This is a genomic window from Pseudomonas sp. MD195_PC81_125 (assembly GCF_014060985.1).
GTDB lineage: Bacteria > Pseudomonadota > Gammaproteobacteria > Pseudomonadales > Pseudomonadaceae > Aquipseudomonas > Aquipseudomonas parakoreensis.
The window spans coordinates 1-3,324 of record NZ_JABULD010000315.1; the positions used below are offsets into that span (position 1 = coordinate 1).

Below are 3,324 nucleotides of genomic sequence, written 5' to 3' on the forward strand. Positions count from 1 at the left end.
CCTGCTCGCGAAAGCGGTAGATCAATCGACATCAATGTTGAATGAAATGGCCTCTTCGCGAGCAGGCTCGCTCCCACACTGACCGCGCTCGACAATGGATATGCATTAACTCCAACCACAAGAGGTTCCATGCCCACTCGCCCGCCTCTCGACGCCATCACCGCCCGCTGGTTGCCGTGGGTCGTCGCCATTGCGTTCTTCATGCAGTCCCTCGACGGGACCATCCTCAACACCGCCCTGCCGGCCATGGCCCGGGATCTGGCCGAAGACCCGTTGCGCATGCAAGGCGTGGTCATCGCCTACATGCTCACCGTGGCCTTGCTGATTCCGGCCTCGGGCTGGATCGCCGACCGCTTCGGCACCAAGAAAATCTTCTTCGGAGCGATCCTGCTGTTCAGCATTGGCTCGCTGCTCTGTGCGTTATCGAGCAGCCTGAGCATGCTGGTTGGCGCACGGGTAATCCAGGGCCTGGGCGGCGCATTGATGTTGCCGGTCGGACGGCTGGTGGTGCTGCGTGCCTATCCGCGTTCGGAACTGGTGCGGATCATGGGTTTCATCACCATTCCCGGCCTGCTCGGCCCGTTGATCGGTCCGACCATGGGCGGCTGGATGGTGCAATACCTGACGTGGCACTGGATCTTCCTGATCAACCTGCCGGTCGGCGCCATCGGCTGCTACGCGGTGTGGAAGTTCATTCCCGACCTGCGCGGCAGCGAACGCACGCGCTTCGACAGCCTCGGTTTCCTGCTGTTCGGCGCCGCAATGATCCTGATCACCATCGCCATGGAAGGTCTGGGCGAACTGCACTTGCCGCACCTGCGGGTGATGTTGCTGCTGTTCGGCGGTCTGGCCTGCCTGGCGGCGTACTGGCTGCGCGCCGGGCGTGTGGAAAATCCGCTGTTCGCCCCATCGTTGTTCAAGACCCGAACCTTCGCGGTTGGAATCATCGGCAACCTGTTCGCCCGCCTGGGCAGCGGCGCCCTGCCGTTTCTGGTGCCGTTGCTGCTGCAAGTGGCGCTGGGTTATTCGCCGTCGCAAGCGGGGATGAGCATGCTGCCGCTGGCCGCTGCGGCGATGTTTGCCAAGTGGATGGCGCGACCACTGATCGAACGCCTCGGCTATCGCATCGTGCTCACCGGCAACACCCTCGCGCTGGGGATCATGCTGGCGAGCATGGGTCTGGTCAGCGAGCAGACGCCGTACTGGCTGCTGCTGTGCCTGCTGGCGGTTCTCGGCGCGATCAACTCGCTGCAATTCACCGCGATGAACACCGTGACGCTGATCGACCTCGACGACGCCAGCGCCAGCAGCGGCAACAGCTTGCTGTCGGTGGTGGCGCAGTTGTCGCTGAGCCTGGGCGTGGCCTGTGCCGGCGCCTTGCTGGGCGGCTTCACGGCGGAAATCGGCAACGACGGCGTCGAGACCGTGCTGGGGGCGTTCCAGCTAACGTTTGTGACCGTCGGAGTGATGGCAATGCTGGCGGCGACGATTTTCTCGCAACTGTCGAAAGAGGACGGCCGCCGGGGCAAACGCCCGGATGAACATCCGGATGAGCACATCGAACACTGAACAGTGTCATGTCTGGTGGAGGCTTTTGTGGTGAGGGGATTTATCCCCGATGGGTTGCGCAGCAGCCCCAGAATCTGCCCCCTCATTACTTCAGGTTGATCGCATTCAACCTATCCAGGGGTGCTGCGCACCCCATCGGGGATAAATCCCCTCACCACAGATAAATCCCCTCACCACAGTTAAATCCCCTCACCACAGTTAAACCACCTCGCCTTGGGATTCAGGCACTGTTCGTCCAGAACTTTCGAGGAAAGTGGCACGGGGCTGCTACACTGCGCGACATTTTGTTTTGCAGGCCAGTCCCGTGACCACCATCGCCACCGCTTTTAATACTCTGCCGCTGTCCGCCGCCATGCTGGCTAACCTCGAATCCCTCGGTTATGCCCAGATGACGCCGATCCAGGCGCAGAGCTTGCCGGTGATCCTCAAGGGGATGGACCTGATCGCCCAGGCCAAGACCGGCAGCGGCAAGACCGCCGCGTTCGGCATCGGCCTGCTCAACCCGATCAACCCGCGTTACTTCGGTTGCCAGGCGCTGGTGATCTGCCCGACCCGTGAGCTGGCCGACCAGGTCGCCAAGGAAGTCCGGCGCCTGGCCCGTGCCGAAGACAACATCAAGGTCCTGACCCTGTGCGGCGGCGTGTCGTTTGGCCCGCAGATCGCTTCGCTGGAGCATGGCGCACACATCATCGTCGGCACCCCGGGACGTATCCAGCAGCATCTGCGCAAGGGTTCGCTGGTCCTCGATGGCCTGAACACGCTGATCCTCGACGAAGCCGACCGCATGCTCGACATGGGTTTCTACGACGCGATCGAAGACATCATCGAGCAGACCCCGTCGCGTCGTCAGACCCTGCTGTTCTCCGCCACGTACCCGGTGGGCATCAAGCAACTGGCGTCGAAATTCATGCGTGATCCGCAAACGGTGAAAGCCGAAGCGTTCCACGACGACACGCAGATCGAGCAGCGCTTCTACGAGATTTCCCCGGAAGAGCGCATGAGCGCAGTGACCAAAGTCCTGCACCACTTCCGCCCGGCCTCCTGCGTGGCGTTCTGCTTCACCAAGCAGCAAGTGCAGGAAACCGTCGACCACCTGACCGCCAAAGGCATTTCTGCCGTCGGCCTGCACGGCGATCTGGAACAGCGTGACCGCGATCAGGTGCTGGCAATGTTCGCCAACCGCAGCACGTCGGTCCTGGTCGCCACCGACGTGGCCGCCCGTGGTCTGGACATCGATGCGCTGGACATGGTGATCAACGTCGAGCTGGCCCGCGACTCGGAAATCCACATTCACCGCGTTGGCCGTACCGGTCGCGCTGGCGAAAAAAGGCATCGCGGTCAGCCTCGTCGCACCGTCCGAAGCGCATCGTGCGCAAGCCATCGAACAGTTGCAGAAAGCCCCGTTGAACTGGGATCAGGTCGATAACCTCAAGTCCCAGGGCGGCGCCCCGCTGCAGCCACCGATGAGCACGCTGTGCATCGCCGGCGGGCGCAAGGACAAGGTTCGTCCGGGCGACATCCTCGGCGCCCTGACCGGTGACGCCGGCATCCCGGGTGCCCAGGTCGGCAAGATCGCGATCTTTGACTTCCAGTCATATGTGGCGGTTGAACGCACCGTGGTCATGCAGGCGCTGCAGCGCTTGAACAATGGCAAGATCAAGGGCCGTTCGCTGCGCGTACGGGTCTTGTAAGAACAACGCCTGCCCTGTAGGAGCTGCCGCAGGCTGCGATCTTTTGACTTTTGTTTTTAAAGAG

At 62.3% G+C, this 3,324-nt stretch carries 1 protein-coding gene and 1 pseudogene; both read left to right on the plus strand.

The genetic code is table 11. From position 1 onward, the window contains the following. Positions 1-129: 129 nt before the first annotated feature. Positions 130-1,569, plus strand: a complete 1,440-nt coding sequence (gene mdtD, locus HT737_RS13260) for a multidrug transporter subunit MdtD (RefSeq protein ID WP_182402807.1) — start codon at positions 130-132, stop codon at positions 1,567-1,569. A 352-nt stretch (positions 1,570-1,921) separates the two neighbouring features. Then, positions 1,922-3,260 (plus strand): annotated as a pseudogene (dbpA, locus tag HT737_RS13265) (ATP-dependent RNA helicase DbpA). The last annotated feature ends 64 nt before the right edge of the window (positions 3,261-3,324 follow it).

Excerpts from the sequence above, each read along its gene's own strand:
- mdtD (WP_182402807.1), top strand. The coding sequence starts at position 130 with ATGCCCACTCGCCCGCCTCTCGACGCCATCACCGCCCGCTGGTTGCCG.